This is a genomic window from Aquimarina sp. BL5 (assembly GCF_003443675.1).
Lineage (GTDB): Bacteria > Bacteroidota > Bacteroidia > Flavobacteriales > Flavobacteriaceae > Aquimarina.
Window position 1 is genome coordinate 1724088 of the sequence record NZ_CP031963.1, and the last position, 15305, is coordinate 1739392.

The 15305-nt window shown below is 32.2% G+C and carries 19 protein-coding genes; 15 read left to right on the forward strand and 4 right to left on the reverse strand.

The features are described from left to right. The 3 genes from D1818_RS07400 to D1818_RS07410 all read right to left on the reverse strand — a co-directional run bounded on the left by D1818_RS07400 (position 1) and on the right by D1818_RS07410 (position 1714). The gene (locus D1818_RS07400) at positions 1-198 is read right to left on the reverse strand and encodes a hypothetical protein (protein WP_027392192.1); all 198 of its coding nucleotides are present in this window, start codon (positions 196-198) and stop codon (positions 1-3) included. Positions 199-332: 134 nt separating this feature from the next. Continuing rightward, entirely contained in the window at positions 333-1133 is an 801-nt protein-coding gene (locus tag D1818_RS07405) for a TIGR00266 family protein (RefSeq protein WP_118457531.1), read from the reverse strand. Positions 1134-1258: 125 nt separating this feature from the next. After that, complete coding sequence (locus D1818_RS07410; RefSeq protein WP_118457533.1) at positions 1259-1714, reverse strand: DUF4442 domain-containing protein; 456 nt, start codon at positions 1712-1714, stop codon at positions 1259-1261. Positions 1715-1868: 154 nt separating this feature from the next. Here D1818_RS07410 and D1818_RS07415 point away from each other — a divergent pair, with 154 nt between their 5' ends. From D1818_RS07415 to D1818_RS07445, 7 genes are all read left to right on the forward strand, one after another. Beyond that, complete coding sequence (locus D1818_RS07415; RefSeq protein WP_118457535.1) at positions 1869-2321, forward strand: DUF4870 domain-containing protein; 453 nt, start codon at positions 1869-1871, stop codon at positions 2319-2321. Between the two features lie 6 nt (positions 2322-2327). Beyond that, a complete protein-coding gene (locus tag D1818_RS07420) occupies positions 2328-2861 on the forward strand; it encodes a hypothetical protein (RefSeq protein WP_118457537.1) in 534 nt (177 codons plus the stop codon). A gap of 60 nt (positions 2862-2921) precedes the next feature. Continuing rightward, positions 2922-3263, forward strand: a complete 342-nt coding sequence (locus D1818_RS07425; RefSeq protein WP_118457539.1) for a PadR family transcriptional regulator — start codon at positions 2922-2924, stop codon at positions 3261-3263. Next, positions 3260-5044: a PspC domain-containing protein gene (locus D1818_RS07430; RefSeq protein WP_118457541.1), complete on the forward strand. Its 1785-nt coding sequence runs from the start codon at positions 3260-3262 to the stop codon at positions 5042-5044. Before D1818_RS07425 ends, D1818_RS07430 begins: the two co-directional genes overlap by 4 nt. A 62-nt stretch (positions 5045-5106) precedes the next feature. After that, a complete protein-coding gene (locus tag D1818_RS07435; RefSeq protein WP_118457543.1) occupies positions 5107-5826 on the forward strand; it encodes a head GIN domain-containing protein in 720 nt (239 codons plus the stop codon). A 237-nt stretch (positions 5827-6063) separates the two neighbouring features. Next, the gene (locus D1818_RS07440; protein ID WP_118457545.1) at positions 6064-6846 is read left to right on the forward strand and encodes a DUF4440 domain-containing protein; all 783 of its coding nucleotides are present in this window, start codon (positions 6064-6066) and stop codon (positions 6844-6846) included. Between the two features lie 219 nt (positions 6847-7065). Continuing rightward, the gene (locus D1818_RS07445; RefSeq protein ID WP_118457548.1) at positions 7066-7926 is read left to right on the forward strand and encodes a GIN domain-containing protein; all 861 of its coding nucleotides are present in this window, start codon (positions 7066-7068) and stop codon (positions 7924-7926) included. A gap of 80 nt (positions 7927-8006) precedes the next feature. Here the strand turns inward: D1818_RS07445 and trxB are convergent, their stop codons facing one another. Beyond that, positions 8007-8975: a thioredoxin-disulfide reductase gene (gene trxB / locus D1818_RS07450; RefSeq protein WP_118457550.1), complete on the reverse strand. Its 969-nt coding sequence runs from the start codon at positions 8973-8975 to the stop codon at positions 8007-8009. A gap of 163 nt (positions 8976-9138) precedes the next feature. Between trxB and D1818_RS07455 the strand changes: the two genes are divergently transcribed. The 8 genes from D1818_RS07455 to D1818_RS07490 all read left to right on the forward strand — a co-directional run bounded on the left by D1818_RS07455 (position 9139) and on the right by D1818_RS07490 (position 15301). Next, positions 9139-10824: a tetratricopeptide repeat protein gene (locus tag D1818_RS07455; RefSeq protein ID WP_118457552.1), complete on the forward strand. Its 1686-nt coding sequence runs from the start codon at positions 9139-9141 to the stop codon at positions 10822-10824. A gap of 367 nt (positions 10825-11191) precedes the next feature. After that, positions 11192-11968 carry a sterol desaturase family protein gene (locus D1818_RS07460; protein ID WP_233558621.1) on the forward strand — a complete coding sequence of 259 codons (777 nt, stop codon included), beginning with the start codon at positions 11192-11194 and terminating at the stop codon, positions 11966-11968. Between the two features lie 71 nt (positions 11969-12039). Beyond that, positions 12040-12459, forward strand: coding sequence for a hypothetical protein (locus D1818_RS07465; protein ID WP_118457554.1), 420 nt, complete (start codon positions 12040-12042; stop codon positions 12457-12459). Positions 12460-12503: 44 nt separating this feature from the next. After that, positions 12504-12842: a YdhR family protein gene (locus D1818_RS07470; RefSeq protein ID WP_158597010.1), complete on the forward strand. Its 339-nt coding sequence runs from the start codon at positions 12504-12506 to the stop codon at positions 12840-12842. A gap of 31 nt (positions 12843-12873) precedes the next feature. Then, positions 12874-13494 (forward strand): trimeric intracellular cation channel family protein, encoded by a 621-nt coding sequence (locus D1818_RS07475; protein WP_118457558.1) that lies wholly within the window; start codon positions 12874-12876, stop codon positions 13492-13494. 60 nt (positions 13495-13554) lie between these two features. Further along, positions 13555-13965, forward strand: coding sequence for a hypothetical protein (locus tag D1818_RS07480; protein ID WP_118457560.1), 411 nt, complete (start codon positions 13555-13557; stop codon positions 13963-13965). 53 nt (positions 13966-14018) lie between these two features. Further along, positions 14019-14588 carry a Crp/Fnr family transcriptional regulator gene (locus D1818_RS07485; protein WP_118457562.1) on the forward strand — a complete coding sequence of 190 codons (570 nt, stop codon included), beginning with the start codon at positions 14019-14021 and terminating at the stop codon, positions 14586-14588. A 74-nt stretch (positions 14589-14662) separates the two neighbouring features. Then, positions 14663-15301: a hypothetical protein gene (locus D1818_RS07490; protein ID WP_118457564.1), complete on the forward strand. Its 639-nt coding sequence runs from the start codon at positions 14663-14665 to the stop codon at positions 15299-15301. The last annotated feature ends 4 nt before the right edge of the window (positions 15302-15305 follow it).

Genomic DNA, 15305 nt, shown 5'->3' on the forward strand with positions numbered 1-15305 from the left:
TTATGATTTTAAATAAATTAAACAAGGTTCTAACTCTGGTTTGTTTAGTGCTAAAGATTGAATCCAAAGTTTTAATTCTTCAATCTCGTGAGGTAGTAATCTGTTTAGTGCCTTAATTACTTCCTTTGTAAATAGATTTACATCAAAACTAACTTTTTTTAGTACAGTCTTAGTGTAGTCAAACATTGCTCTCGCCATAAATTAATAGGGGTTTAAATGTTAGGTTTAAAAAACAAGTAGTTGTACGATTATACTTACAGTTTTTAAAGTTGTTGAATCTAATATAGTCAAATTAGACTAAAAAATCGCCTTTTAACCCTTATTTAACTTTATTAAAAACTATTATCACCATCCAAAAGATCACCTAAACCTCCTAAAATACTACCTTCTCCTCTGCTTTTACCTCCTCCTCTTGGGGCCAATGCTAATACTCGATTAGCCAATCTACTAAAAGGTAAAGATTGTATATACACTACTCCTGGTCCTGTTAAGTTTGCAAAAAACAAGCCTTCTCCTCCAAAAATAGTATTCTTAATACCCTTTACCATTTCTATATCATAATTAACACCTTTAGAAAAACCTATAATACATCCTGTATCTATTTTTAATTTTTCTCCTATTTGCAATTCTTTTCTTGCTGTGGTTCCTCCTGCGTGTACAAATGCCATACCATCTCCTTCTAATTTTTGCATAATAAACCCTTCTCCACCAAACAAACCTCTTCCTAATTTTCTGGAAAACTCTATCCCAACAGAAACGCCCTTTGCGGCACATAGAAAAGCATCTTTTTGGCAAACAAATTTACCACCATATTCGGTTAAATCTATAGGAATGATTTTTCCTGGATATGGCGACGCAAAGCTTACTTTCTTTTTACCTATTACTTCATTATAAAAAGCAGTCATAAATAAACTTTCTCCTGTAAGCAATCTTTTTCCTGCTCCGAAAATCTTACCCATAAATCCTTGGTCTTTCTGCGAACCATCTCCAAAAATAGTATCCATCTTAATACCATCTTCCATCATCATAAAACTACCAGCTTCTGCTATTACTCCTTCTTGAGGGTCTAGCTCTATTTCTACATATTGCATTTCTTCTCCATAAATGGTATAGTCTATTTCGTGTGCTGTCATAATTTTATTATTTATTTTTATTGATTAATGAATGTTTCAATATATAAGTAATATGTTTTTACAAAATGTTACATATTCATTTTTACATAAACTAAATTCATTAGTATTCCAAAACCCACAACATGTTAACTTTTTAACTTAATTGTCCACTCAAAATTAAAAGTAGAAACCTCTACACCTTCCTTATTAGTTCCTACAGATTTCATCCAGACCGTTTGTCCTTCTCCCGTTTCAATAGTTTTTTGAATGGCTTCTTTAATCAAATGTCCATCATTGCATATAAATGTAATTCTACCCGTTGCTTTCTTCGTAAATGTGGCATTGTTATTTGCTACCAACATAGATATTTTCTTTCCACTTTCATGGATCTGACCGGATACCATTGCTCCCGTGCTCATCTCCGCTGCCATGCCTTGTACAGCCCAAAACATAGAATTAAAAGGATTCTGATTCATCCATCTATGCCTAACACTCACTGTACAGCTAGATTCATTGACTTGTTTTACACGAACCCCACAGAGCCACGCAGAAGGTAACTTGAACATTGTAAAGGTGTTGATCTTAGCAGGAGTAATCTTCATAATACAGTATTTAATTGCCCTAAAGTATTGAAAAAGTATGGACATACAAAATAACATCAAATCATAAAATTATGTTAAATTATGGTACTATGCTTTGCATAATACCTTCTTTTAGCCATATATTTGTATAAGAAACTATTATATACTTTTAAAAATGTCCAATAACAACCACAAAAATATCGCAACATTTATGCACTTAGGAGTGTTCACCAAATACTTCATTCCATTTGGAAATTTTATAGTTCCTATATTATTATGGACTACCAATAAGGATAAATCGGGTTTTATAGATAACCATGGCAAAGAAGCTATCAACTTTCAGTTGAGCGTGCTATTTTATACGATAATTTTAGGAATGATATCTGTACCGTTTTTTATGTTCAACATCTTTGGAGATGCTTCTTTATTAGATGTTTTTAATCACAATGGGTTAGACATTAACTTTTCTACCGATGGAGGGTTCAGAACATTAATAGGTGCCTCTTTTGTAGGTGTGTTAGCATTAATAGGGTTCTTTTTAGAAATCATTTTTATCATCACTGCAGCATTAAAGGGAAATAAAGGAGAACTATATAGATATCCATTAACAATAAGATTTATAAAGTAATTTAGAATGAACTCATCAATCAACATAAAATACGTTCTAATTACTGCCATAGCTGTGGTATCCTCCTTCTTTTTTCACGAGTTAGCTCACTTCATCACTGGGAAACTCTTAGGATACGAAATGGGAATGACACTTAATTCTGCATTCTTATTAGAAGGAGAATACCAATCAGCTTGGCACCAACAATTAGTTAGTGCAGCTGGACCTTTATTTACAATGCTTCAGGCTTTTGTAATATTTTATTTTATTAAAAAAACGAATAACAAGTATTGGTATCCCTTTTTATTCTTTGCATTTTACTCTAGAGTATTAGCTATGATTATATCAATTTTTAATCCTAATGATGAAGCTCGGATTAGCGCTTGGCTTGGACTTGGATATTGGATGTTACCATTATTAGTAGGCTTTACATTATTAGTATTATTAATTAAAACATCAAAAGAGCAGAGATACAATTTAAAATTTAATCTAATCAATTATCTTTTATCCTCAGTTTTTATTGCTGGAGTTGTATTCTCTAATCAATATATATTTAAATAACATCATCAATCAATTAATCAATCAAAAAATGAACAGTTTAACTTTTTAAAAACCAGTTTTATGAAGATCGAAAACACAAAAGCGCAAATGCGCAAAGGTGTTCTGGAATATTGCATACTTTCAATTCTTAGGGATGACGACGCTTATGTAGCAGAAATTTTAGGGACCCTTAAAGACGCAAAGATGTTAGTTGTAGAAGGCACAATATATCCTTTATTAACAAGACTTAAAAATGCCGGATTACTTAGTTATCGCTGGGAAGAATCTACATCAGGACCACCACGAAAATATTACGGACTTACGGAAACAGGAAAACTTTTTCTAAAAGAATTAAATACCACTTGGGACGAATTACAAAATGCAGTAACTATAGTTACTAAACAAAAAAAGAAACAAAAATGAACAAAACAGTCAATATAAATTTAGCAGGCATATTTTTTCACATAGATGAAGACGCTTATTTAAAGCTGCAGCGCTATATTCAGGCGATAAAACGTTCATTTACCGACTCTCAGGGTAGAGATGAAATTATCGCTGATATCGAAGCGCGAATAGCAGAGCTTTTTAGTGAAAAAATAAAAGACGAAAGACAAGTAATCGGTACTAAGGAAGTAGATGAAGTAATCGAAGTTATGGGGCAACCCGAAGATTATAGATTAGACGAAGAGATTTTTGAAGACGAACCAAAATCTTCTTACCAAAGAACTCCAAAATCTAAACAATTATTTAGAGATACTTCTAACTCATATGTAGGAGGTGTAAGTTCTGGATTAAGTCATTATCTAGGTATAGATCCTATTTGGTTAAGAATAGCGTGGATTCTTTTTACCGTATTTTCTAGTGGTGCCTTTATCCTTATCTATATCGCATTCTGGATTTTTGTACCAGAAGCAAAAAGTACAGCAGACTATTTAGCAATGAAAGGAGAAGCTGTAAATATTAGTAACATCGAAAAAAAAATCAAGGAAGGATTTAATGATGTCGCAGATAAAGTAAAAGATGTAGATTATCAGAAATACAGTGATAAAGTAAAAAGTGGTTCTACTAGTTTTTTCGATGCACTTGGAGATGTGTTATTAGTGGTATTGAAGATATTTGTGAAATTTATAGGTGTCTTACTTATTATTGTATCAGGAATCACTTTAATAAGTTTATTTATTAGCTTATTTACTGTTGGAACTTTTGGATTCATAGAAACACCATTTACTGAATATATAGACGTTGTTAATCATCCTAATGTACCATTATGGCTAGTATCCTTACTTACATTATTTGCTGTAGGTATTCCATTTTTCTTTTTATTCATTTTAGGTTTAAAAATTGTTATCAATAACCTAAAATCAATAGGTACTACAGCTAAACTAGGATTGTTAGCCGTATGGATTATATCAGTAATAGGACTAGCAATTGTAGGAATCCGTCAAGCTACTCAAGAAGCATATGATGCAGAAGTAATAGAAGATTCTAGAAACCTATATCTTCAATCTAGTGACACATTAAACATAAAAATGGTTGGAAATAGTAGATATGTAAGAAATCTATACCATAGAAATGATTTTAAAATAAAAAGAGATCAGAACGATAACAAAGTAATCGTAATTCAAGATATTGAAGTATTCATTAAAGAAAACAGAGAAGATTCTATTCCTAAAATTATGGTTAGAAAAAATGCTGAAGGAAGCAGCTATGACGAAGCTAAAGAAAGAGCAGCTGCTATTAAGTATGAGTACGATGTAAAAGGTAATTCCTTATTATTAAATGGATATGCAATCACTGATTACGCAAACAAATACAATGATCAGGAAATTGAAATCATAATTTCCATACCAGAAGGAATGACCATATTAGCAGATGATAATACATCTGGATACAATAACTCTTGGAAGTATAATGATTTCCTAACTATAGATGGGAAAGAAGAAAAATATCTAAAATTAATTGATGGTAAATTTTCTTGTCAGGATTGCCCTAAAGATGAATGGCAATACAATGAATGGGAAGATAATAACAACACTGATGATAAAACCAATCTTAAAATTGATGAAGATGGAGTCCAAATCAAAATCAACTCAGATGATGAGGACGCTAATCTTAAAATCGATGAAGATGGAGTACAAATCAAAAGTGAGGAAGTAGATATAAAAATAGACGAGAACGGAATAAAAATCAAAACCGATAATTAATCAATCTATCCGTCTTAAGCGGATCAAAAAACGAACAGTTTAACAAATTAAATCACACTATTATGACAACACTAACCAAAATTATAGCAACATTAATCCTTACCGCTTTATGTTGTTCTTGCAACATAGCTTTTGATGGAATCAGAGGCGAAGGAGAAGTTATTCGAAAAGAAAAGACTATCAACGAAAACTTTGACACTATAAAATCCAGTCGAGGTTTAGATGTAGTATTAACTAATAAAAAAGATAAAAAAGTAATTATTGAAGCTAATGAAAACCTACATCAACATATAGAAGTATATGTAGAAGGAGAAACGCTGTATATTACTTCTGACAAGAATATCTATCGAGCTGATGAAAAGACAGTTTATGTATCCTATGATAAATTAGGGAAAATATCTGCAACCAGTGGAGCTAGAGTTACATCTCAGGGAGCAGTTGTTCAGAAAGATCTTGCCATCAGTGCTACAAGTGGTGCGGATATAGAGCTTAAAGTAAAAGCAGAAACACTTACCACATCAGTAACAAGTGGTGCAATGATGAATTTATCAGGAAAAGTAAATAACCATAATGCAAGTGCAACAAGCGGAGCAGATATAAGAGCTGATGACTTATTAAGTCTGGTATCTAATGCCAAGGCTACTAGTGGCGCCATGATCAGAATTCATGCCAAAGATCAATTTACTGGAAAAGCTACTAGCGGTGCAAATATTAACTATTATGGTGAACCAGAAAAAGTTGATGAAGTAGAAAATTCTGGAGGGAATGTTAAAAGGAACTAATCAACAATACTCCTAACCAATAAATTCAACCAACCACTACCAACCAAAAAAATAGAGCCACCTGAAAAGCACCCATTGTTTGTTGACAGACAAGTTATTTAGATATTATGCTTTTCGGGTGGTTCTTATGTTTTAATAATTATTAATTTCTTACCTCCACCCTATTCTATAGACGGATCATCAATCATATCAACATTCATCAACCTGCCAGATTCAGGCAAATCAAAAAACGAAAAAATGACATCAAAACTTCATGCTTTAACCGTGTCTATATGCCTAACATTATCTTTGGGATATAGTACTCAAGCTCAGCAATCAGAATCCCTAAAAAATCTTAAGACCACTATTCTCAGGTTAGATACTGAATTCTGGGAATCCTATAACAGCTGTGATATTAAAAAATTTAGAACATTTTTTATAGAGGATTTTGAATTCTATCACGATAAAGGAGGATTAACATCTGGACTTACTAAAATGATGTCCAGCGTCGAAAATGGATTATGCAAACCAGAAAACCCCAGAGTACGAAGAGAAGTTGTAGAAGGAAGTGTTGATGTATTTCCTCTTAATAATTACGGAGCCATCATTACTGGCGAACACGTCTTTTATGTTTCAGAAAATGGTAAAGCAGAACGACTTGCTGAGATAGCAAAATTCACACACGTTTGGCAGCATAAAAATGAGCAATGGAAAATGACCAGAGTATTAAGTTATGATCACCAACCTGCTCCTCAGAATACAGACAAAAAAGAAATCTCTTTATCAGATGAAATCTTAAATCAATACGTTGGAACCTACCAAGCTCCACAAACAGGGACTGTAATAGTAACTAAAAAAGACAATATCTTAGAAATAAAAGCTGGTAAAATGGAGGCCATTGTATATCCCCAAAAAGAAAACCTGTTTTTTAATAAGCAAAATCCATTAACTTTTGAATTTATAAAAGATACCAATGAGGTTGTACATAAAATGATCGTTCGAGAAAATGGACAAATTGTAGAAGAAGCGAAAAAAATATAGTAACATAAAGAATACTATTTCGCATTAAACCTAGTTTTGCGTTTTGTAGAAAAAAATAGCCTCTAATCCAAAAGAGGCTATTTTTTTGGTATGTGTTTTGAGATATCGTGTAAAACAGCATTATATTTAATCTATAATATTTGAAATAAAAATTACAATTTTTGTCTCTTATTATACTGAAATAAAAAAAACACAGTTTAAAATAAAAACTTTCACACTATGAGAACATGGGCACTTTCTTTGTTATGCTTAATTGGTTTAGGAAACCTACACGCGCAAAAAGAAAAGATAAAAGGCAATAAAATTGTTATGACTGAAGAAAAAATTGTAGACGCTTTTCATACAATTGAATTATATGATAACTTCGAGGTCTCTATAGATGAAGATAGTGATCATATCATAAAGATTGAAGCAGATAGCAATCTTCAGGAGTTTATTGAAGTAGCCATACAGGATAGTATATTAAAAATAAGAGCAACTAAATTCTTTCGCCGCGCTAAAGCGTTAAACATACGAATCTCCTATGCTTCAGAATTAAAAAAAATAGTCACATATGACAAGATTAACCTTAAATCATTGGCTCCAATAAAATCATCAGAATTAAGTATCGAAGCTAATGATAATTCAGATGTGTTTTTATCAATAGATACAGGTAGCGTAACAAGTATTTCTAACGGAAAAGCAACTCTTGACTTACACGCTGACTCCAAAGAAGCATTTTATCAGGTAAACGAAAATTCCGAATTAAAAGGAATTATCACTGCGGATAGTCTAAAGATAGATTTATATCAAAAAGGGTATGCAAAATTAGAAGGAGATGTTAAATCAATGTTAGTGAGAGCTGATGGAAATACCGATTTTTATGGTGAAAAATTAACATCAGGTAAAACATCTATTATTGCTGAAGGTTCCAGTGATTGCTATGTATTAGCAAATGAAGAAATTACTATTGAAGCTAAAGATGAAACAGAAATCTATTTACTAGGAGAACCTACAATTAATATGACAATGTTTGCTAACGAAGCTACTTTGTACAAGAAAAAAATTGACTACAGTCCGAGTAGGCTCAAATTAAAATAGAAATTCTAAAAAATAGTAGACCTGACAAATTTTTAAAATTTGTCAGGTCTACAAGTAATTTCGATTTTAATCTTATCTTACTAAGCAGAAACCTCCTCACCAGTTTCTACAGTGGCTAGATATCTTTCTGCATCTAATGCCGCCATACAACCTGTACCAGCTGCGGTAACCGCTTGTCTATATTCTTTATCCTGAACATCACCTGAGGCGAATACACCTGGAATATTGGTTTTAGTAGATTTACCTTCTGTAATAATATATCCGGTATCATCCATATCGATCTGACCTTTAAAAATATCTGTATTAGGTTTATGACCAATCGCAATAAACAATCCAGTAATAGCTATCTCAGATTTCTCTCCCGTTTGGTTATTCACCATTCGTAAACCTTCCACTACTTGATCTCCAACAACCTCATCAACTTCTGTATTATATAATACTTTAAGATTAGGTGTGTTATTCACACGATGCTGCATCGCTTTAGACGCTCTCATATAATCTTTACGCACCAACATAGTAACGCTAGAACAAATATTAGAAAGATATGTAGCTTCTTCTGCTGCAGTATCTCCAGCACCAACGATAGCAACGTCCTGACCTTTATAAAAGAATCCATCACAAACTGCACAAGCAGAAACTCCACCTCCACGTAATTTCTGTTCACTAGGCAATCCTAAATATTTAGCAGTTGCACCCGTAGAGATAATAACAGCTTCAGCTTCAATCTCTTTCGTATTATCAACAGTAACTTTATGGATTCCTCCTACTTCCTCACTAAATTTCACAGAAGTAACCATTCCGATACGTACTTCCGTACCAAATCGTTCCGCTTGCTGTTGTAATTGCACCATCATTGTTGGCCCATCAATACCTTCAGGATATCCTGGGAAATTATCCACCTCTGTAGTGGTAGTTAACTGTCCTCCTGGCTCCATACCAGTATACATAATGGGCTTAAGATCTGCACGTGCTGCGTAAATTGCTGCAGTATATCCTGCTGGTCCTGAACCTATAATTAGGCATTTTATTCTTTCTATTGTATCTGACATAATCTTTTTCGGTTTATCTGATGTAAAAGTAGCAATTTGAAGAGAAACCTTACAGTAAAGTTATTAAGAATTATTATAAGCTTGTAGACATCTTAAATAAATACTAAAATGAAAAACAATAACTCTCTACACATATATATTTGTAAACAAATCAACTAATACCGTGCGAAACCTTCTCTTTCTTATTATTTTAATTATTAATTCGGGTATATATTCTCAAAACAAAAAAGTAGATAGCCTTAGATTAAAATTAAATTCGCACACTGCTCAGGATACTAAAAAGGTTGATTTATTAAATGAGACTGGTTTCGAATATTGGATAATCGACCCTAACGAATCTTTAAAATACGGAGAAAAAGCATTAATGCTCTCTAAAAAATTAAAATATGATGCTGGTGTTGCCGTGGCAAATCGGATTATTGGAGTAGCATATTGGGCACAAGGCAATCAGAACGAAGCATTATTATATCTTACTCAATCTCAGAAAAAATTTAAAAGCAACGATGATCAAGAAGGTATTGCGAACACTATGCTTAATATCGGAATGGTGTATGCAGATCTTAAAGAATATGATAAGGCCTTGAAAAACTATAACATTGCTATTGATAATTTTACCGCGTTAAATCTCTCAAGCCGCATTGCTACTACATTTACAAAAATAGGAACTATCCATATCGAAAAAGGGAACCTTAATGATGCTCGAATATATATATCAGATGCTTTAAAACTTCACACTAAGAATAATTTTCAATATGGAATTGCAGAAGCTCATAACCGTTTAGGAATTCTTTACTTAGAAGAAAAGGAGCTTGCTCAAGCAAAATATCACATAGAAAGATCTATTTCTGTGGGTAAAAAGATAGGTGATGAAGATGGTATGATAAGTAACTTAATCCAATACGGTAAACTACTAAGACTCGAAAACAACTTTGAAGCTGCGGAGATTCACCTTAATTTAGGTCTTAAAAGAGCTAAAAACAATAATCTAAAGAAACATGAATTGCTTGCCTATAAAGAGCTAAAAGAACTTAGAACACAACAAGAAAAACCTAAAGAAGCATTGGTTTTTTATGATTTATACTCAAACCTAAAAGATTCGATCTTTAATACTGAAAAATCTAAGCAGATTGCCTATCTCGAGTTTAAAAATCAACTGGAACAACAAGAGAAAGAGCTCGAATTCCTTCAAGAAAAAGAAAAAACAGATGTTTTAATTAAATGGAGTCTTGCCTTTGGTATTCTCATATTATTAACAAGTAGTCTTCTAATTCTAACCAACATAAAACAACGTTCTAGAAAAAATAGAGAGTTATTAGAAAAAAGTAACGAACTTTTACAATCCAAAGAAGCGCTAAATCAACAAGCACTGGAAAATTCAAAACTAAAACAACAGGAGTTAAAACAGCAACTTGAGTTTAAAAACAAAGAACTTGCCTCCTATGCAATCAATTTTGTTCAAAAAAATGAACTATTGCAAAATCTGCGAAGTACAGCGCAACTGGCAAAAAAGTCAACCCCAAAAGAAAAGGATAAATTAATAGATCAACTAAACAAAACCATTCAACAAAACTTAAGTATTGATAGAGATTGGGAGGATTTTAAACGTTTTTTTGAAGAAGTACACGTTGATTTTTATAAGAAACTAAAAGCTAAACATCCAGAATTAAGTGCAAACGATCTAAAAATTTGTTCGTTAACGAGATTAAATCTTAATATTAAAGAAACCGCAAGTATCCTCGGTATTTCTCCTGAGAGTGCTAAGACTGCACGTTATAGACTACGTAAAAAGCTTGAATTACATCAAAATCAAGAAATCTTTACATATTTATTGGCATTAGAAAACGAATAATCCAGTATGTGCTACGCAATTTTCAAGTATTTCAGGAAAACACACCTATAAAATACACACATATAAATTACTAAAAATAAGCATTTTATATTTCGATGTCTACCTACTGTACACTTCTTATTAACATAATTAGTGCATCTGTCTACTTTTAATAAAAAGACTGCCTACTTACCGTATACTCCATTTATTAGCAGTGACTTATCCTCTTACATACTTTTGATCCCGGAAAACAAAACGAATTATTAATTCTTAAAAACTTGAAAATGTTGAGGAATAAAAGAAACAAAGAACCATATACATCAAAAAGGTGTTGGGTGAGAAAACAAATTGAATTGAAGAATAAGTTATATCACAAAAACATAGAATAATGGAAGAGTTGTTTATGAATTTACCATCTATATCAGCAATCATACTAGATCCTATCTCGCTGGTTATTATAGGAATCTATGTAGCATTAATGATTTGGGAAGCAGTAGCTCCAGCTCGTGAATTACCAAAAGTAAAATACTGGAAACTAAAAGGATTGGTCTCTTTTGCTACATTCTTCTTACTCTCTTCTTATCTTCCTCTGATTTGGGATAATTATTTAATAGAATACCAAATTTTTGATCTTACAGGATTAGGTGTCTTTGGGGGAGCAGTTTTTGGATTTGTTATATATGAATTCGCATTATACGTATGGCACAGAGCAATGCATGCAAGTGACTTCTTATGGAAAGTCTTTCACCAGATGCATCATAGTATAGAACGCATGGATTCTTATAGTGCATTCTACTTCAGTCCGATGGATATGATCGGATTTACATTTCTAGGGAGTTTTTGCTTTACTATTATCGCTGGATTTGACCCTAAAGCCGTAGTAATTATAATTCTGATTACTAATTTCTTTGCCATTGTACAGCATTGTAATATCAGCACTCCGTATTGGATTGGATACCTAGTTCAGCGACCAGAAGGACACACCTACCATCATAAAAAAGGAGTGCACGCCTATAACTATTCTGACTTATCCTTTATCGATATGTTATTTGGCACTTTTAACAATCCAAAAGTACATCCCAAAGAATCTGGGTTTTATTCCGGAGGATCTGACAAAATTGTGGATATGATACTTTTCAGAGATATCAATAAAAAAAATAGTTAAGTCGTGATAAAATTGTTCTGGGTTTTTGTTTTGTCCAAAAACCCAGAACAATTTCTATTAAAAAATAAGTTATGAATACACCATTAAAAAAATATAAAAAGTATTGGACTCAATTCCTTAACAAAAGGTCATTGTTTAGCGCTATTATCTATAGTTTACTATTGTTATTAATCATTTCTTCGGGAACATTAAATACAATCGAATTGTTATACTTAGAAATATACAATGCTACCCTATTTTATATTATCCTGAACATGATACTTTTTTCCAAAGATGTTTTACAAACTAAGTCTGATTTACTTTTCTCAAATGAGTTAATCGAAATACTTATGATTATCGTATTAGCAGCCATACTTATCATCTCTTTATACCTATCAAAGGATAGTATAAATGCTTTCGAGATAAGCCAGGTGATTGTAAAAGTTAATGCAACGTTTGTTGTTCTTATTTCATTATTCATATCTGGGAGAACTAGGTCGGTCCTCAATTAAATAAAACCTAAAACGGAATACTTAATCCCATAATTAAAAACCTTGTGGAGGAAAAAGCAATAGTCAATGTTCAATTTAAATCATATTTATCACAGCAAAGGTTGCAGAAAATTTCTAGCAACTATATGGATACGATGGCGAATGTAGAAGGGCTTATCAAAAAATACTATTATATAAATACAGAAACCAAAACTATCGGAGGAACCTATCTTTTTGATGATATAAAATTAGCAAGAGATTATATTCGTTATTTTCTAGTAAAAGGAATCGGATTGAAATACGGAATCATCCCAGATACACTAAAAATGCAAACAGGAATTATACAAATGGAAATAGAAGGGAAAAACACTAAATATCGATCGGAAAATAAAAATTCGGATTAGATATCCTACATTTATTCCAAAATAGAGAAAAATGACACTTTTCGATACTTTAGATATTTTGGGAACAATTGCCTTTGCTATTTCGGGAGCATTGAGCGCTATGAATAGAAGATTAGATCTTTTCGGAATCTTTATTATCGCTTTTGTAACTGCTATTGGTGGAGGAACACTGAGAGATGTACTTATAGGGGCAACACCGGTATCATGGATGCAAAACACTGTAAACTTGTATCTTATTGGAGGCGTTACTGGTGTATCTATCATCCTTAGGAATAAATTAGATTATCTTAAAAAATCCCTCTTCTTATTTGATACAATAGGACTAGGGATTTTTACAATTATAGGAGTAGAAACAGGAATACAAACAAACCTTGATCCTATTATATCTGTTGCTTTAGGAACCATGACCGGATGTTTTGGAGGAGTTATCAGAGATATTTTATGTAATGAAATTCCGGTGATTTTCAGAAAAGAGGTATATGCTACAGTTTCTATAGCCGGTGGAATTTGTTTTATGATCTTATATTCTCTAAACGTACCTGTCAATATCATATATATAACTACCACGTTATTGATTATTATCATACGCTTAATAGTAGTGAAATATAAAGTTTCGCTGCCCAATTTTACGGTTAGAAATCAGAAAAGTTAATCATATCCACCCATAATAATAAAATGATTATTATATTTCTACTATTTAATATTCAAGACAATGAACCATAATTTAGACCTCAACGATTCAGAATTCGAAAAACAATTTAGAGATGGTATTCTTGCCCCCTCATTGTTTAATCATGAAGCTCACTTGAGATTAGCGTGGATACATGTTTCTAAATACGGAGTTGATACTGCTTGCAAAGAAATTTCTAACCAAATTTTAGCCTATGTGACTCAATTAGGCGAAACGGATAAATTTAATAAGACTCTTACCATTGCTGCAGTTAGAACTGTGAATCACTTCTTACTAAAATCTAAATCAAATAGTTTCCAGGATTTCATTACTGAGTTCCCCAGATTGAAGTATAATTTTAAAGATTTGCTGGACTCTCATTACGGTTTTGATATATTTAATTCTGAAAAGGCCAAGACACATTATGTAGAGCCAGATTTATTACCCTTTTAATGAAATTATACTACAAGTAGCCTCTATATTTGTTTAAAAGTAATCAGATCATTATGGAAGAAAAATTATTAAAATCTTTTCAAGGATTTGCAAGCTTTTCTGAACAAGAAGCATCACTTATCATCAGTAAAACAAAGCTGAGAAATTTTCGTAAAAAAGAAACTCTATTGAAGACTGGTGAAACCTGCAGTGCGTTTTATTTTATTGTAGAAGGTGCTATACGCCAGTATAGAACTACCGAAGATCTTGATGAAATTACACTAAACTTGTATCTAGAAAATAATTGGGTACTGGAGCATCAAAGCTTCACCTCCCAAAAACCATCTACAACAACTATTCAGGCTTTTGAAGATTGTACAGTCTATGAGCTAGAAATGCAAGCCATCCATGAATTGATAGGACGATCACCTTCTTTTTTTCAATTAGGTAAAATATTAGAACAACCATTACGAGGAATTGAATTATACCAAAATCTACCAACACCAGAAGAAAAGTATAGAGCGATACTAAAACATAATCCTCTACTAATTCAGAAATTTCCTTTAAAATATATAGCATCTTATTTAAAAATCACCCCCGAAACCTTAAGCAGGGTTCGAAATAAATTAAGCAAGCCTTCCTAATTTCTTGATTTGGATCAAGTGCTCCTTCCTTAGTAAAAAGCCAAATTTGATTTTCGTACTAAAACATAAAAGTTATGCAAAATCAATTAGAAAAAAGTGCAGGTTTGGCACTCATTATCGGTTCAATTTTAGTTATCATCACCATGGTATTTCACCCTGTTGGTGGTAATTTCGAACACTTATTAAAAATATCAAAAATGGCTATTATCTCTCATGGGCTGGCCATTATTTCAATTCCTATACTCGCATTCGGGTTTTGGGGATTAACGGTTCGATTAGGTAAAAACGATAGTCTCTCTTTACTAGGGTTTATAATAATGTTATTTGGATTACTAGCAGGAATGTTGGCGGCTGCTATTAATGGATTAGCTTTACCATTTTTTATTAAACAATACCAAGATCAATCTGTAGAGATCATAACACAAATTAATCACATCATACATTATGGGTTTGCACTAAATAAGGCTATGGATTATATTTTTATTGCGTCTTGTTGCTTCGCAATCGTATTATGGTCAATTATCATTATCAAAAAGTCAACCCTACCCAAATGGATAGCTTATCTGGGATTATTATTGGGTATTGCTGCAATCATGTTAATGTTGTCTAATGTAGCTTTTACAAATCTTTATAGTTTTAGAATATTTATTGCAGGATTGGTAAGTTGGATTATTGTAACAGGGTATGCTATTACAAAAACAAAAAACACCTAAGTTA

What these genes read in the sequence shown, in the direction of transcription:
- D1818_RS07400 (WP_027392192.1), bottom strand. Translation starts at nt 198, where the DNA reads ATGGCGAGAGCAATGTTTGACTACACTAAGACTGTACTAAAAAAAGTT.
- D1818_RS07405 (WP_118457531.1), bottom strand. Translation starts at nt 1,133, where the DNA reads ATGACAGCACACGAAATAGACTATACCATTTATGGAGAAGAAATGCAA.
- D1818_RS07410 (WP_118457533.1), bottom strand. Translation starts at nt 1,714, where the DNA reads ATGAAGATTACTCCTGCTAAGATCAACACCTTTACAATGTTCAAGTTA.
- D1818_RS07415 (WP_118457535.1), top strand. Translation starts at nt 1,869, where the DNA reads ATGTCCAATAACAACCACAAAAATATCGCAACATTTATGCACTTAGGA.
- D1818_RS07420 (WP_118457537.1), top strand. Translation starts at nt 2,328, where the DNA reads ATGAACTCATCAATCAACATAAAATACGTTCTAATTACTGCCATAGCT.
- D1818_RS07425 (WP_118457539.1), top strand. Translation starts at nt 2,922, where the DNA reads ATGAAGATCGAAAACACAAAAGCGCAAATGCGCAAAGGTGTTCTGGAA.
- D1818_RS07430 (WP_118457541.1), top strand. Translation starts at nt 3,260, where the DNA reads ATGAACAAAACAGTCAATATAAATTTAGCAGGCATATTTTTTCACATA.
- D1818_RS07435 (WP_118457543.1), top strand. Translation starts at nt 5,107, where the DNA reads ATGACAACACTAACCAAAATTATAGCAACATTAATCCTTACCGCTTTA.
- D1818_RS07440 (WP_118457545.1), top strand. Translation starts at nt 6,064, where the DNA reads ATGACATCAAAACTTCATGCTTTAACCGTGTCTATATGCCTAACATTA.
- D1818_RS07445 (WP_118457548.1), top strand. Translation starts at nt 7,066, where the DNA reads ATGAGAACATGGGCACTTTCTTTGTTATGCTTAATTGGTTTAGGAAAC.
- trxB (WP_118457550.1), bottom strand. Translation starts at nt 8,975, where the DNA reads ATGTCAGATACAATAGAAAGAATAAAATGCCTAATTATAGGTTCAGGA.
- D1818_RS07460 (WP_233558621.1), top strand. Translation starts at nt 11,192, where the DNA reads ATGGAAGAGTTGTTTATGAATTTACCATCTATATCAGCAATCATACTA.
- D1818_RS07465 (WP_118457554.1), top strand. Translation starts at nt 12,040, where the DNA reads ATGAATACACCATTAAAAAAATATAAAAAGTATTGGACTCAATTCCTT.
- D1818_RS07475 (WP_118457558.1), top strand. Translation starts at nt 12,874, where the DNA reads ATGACACTTTTCGATACTTTAGATATTTTGGGAACAATTGCCTTTGCT.
- D1818_RS07480 (WP_118457560.1), top strand. Translation starts at nt 13,555, where the DNA reads ATGAACCATAATTTAGACCTCAACGATTCAGAATTCGAAAAACAATTT.
- D1818_RS07485 (WP_118457562.1), top strand. Translation starts at nt 14,019, where the DNA reads ATGGAAGAAAAATTATTAAAATCTTTTCAAGGATTTGCAAGCTTTTCT.
- D1818_RS07490 (WP_118457564.1), top strand. Translation starts at nt 14,663, where the DNA reads ATGCAAAATCAATTAGAAAAAAGTGCAGGTTTGGCACTCATTATCGGT.